Annotated in this window: 1 protein-coding gene; it reads left to right on the top strand. The window is 49.5% G+C overall.

The features are described from left to right. Positions 1-39 precede the first annotated feature (39 nt). The coding region (locus S1OALGB6SA_RS10405; RefSeq protein WP_195910410.1) for a hypothetical protein at positions 40-475 on the top strand (436 nt) is incomplete at its 3' end.

The following is a 475-nucleotide window of genomic DNA, read 5'->3' as shown; positions in this document are numbered from 1 at the left end:
CTCGACGATGACTATACCCAAGAACAACACGAAGCTTTTATGGCAAAATTCGATAATGAGCAGCCTGAACACCAAGACAGGGCGGAAGCCGATAGAGAAGCAGCAGAAGCCGCGGCTAAGGACTTAATCCCTCAAGCAGAGAACCCTCCCCTGGAAAAATCAACAGACCTTGAGAAGCAGGCCGCTCAGAATGCTAAAGACGGCGAAACCACCGATGACGCCACAGAGGAAAAAGACAGCGCTTTTTCAGTAAAGCCTGAAAAAACCGAGAGCATTGGCAGCCCCGATAACGCAGAGGATGAAATAGAAATAGTACCAATATCCTTACGAAGATACGCTTTCTCTGGAAGAGCTAGTAGAGCTTTTAGCTTTGGTTCAGGCTTTAGCTCTGGTTCGGGTTCTGGTTCAGGTTCGGGTTCTGGTTCAGGTTCGGGTTCTGGCTCTGGTTCGGGTTCTGGTTCAGGTTCGGGTTCTG

Source organism: Olavius algarvensis spirochete endosymbiont, from assembly GCA_900608495.1.
Taxonomy (GTDB): domain Bacteria; phylum Spirochaetota; class Spirochaetia; order DSM-2461; family DSM-2461; genus UBA2779.
The sequence above is the reverse complement of the archived record's forward strand: the minus strand, read 5'-3'. Positions and strand labels throughout refer to the sequence as shown.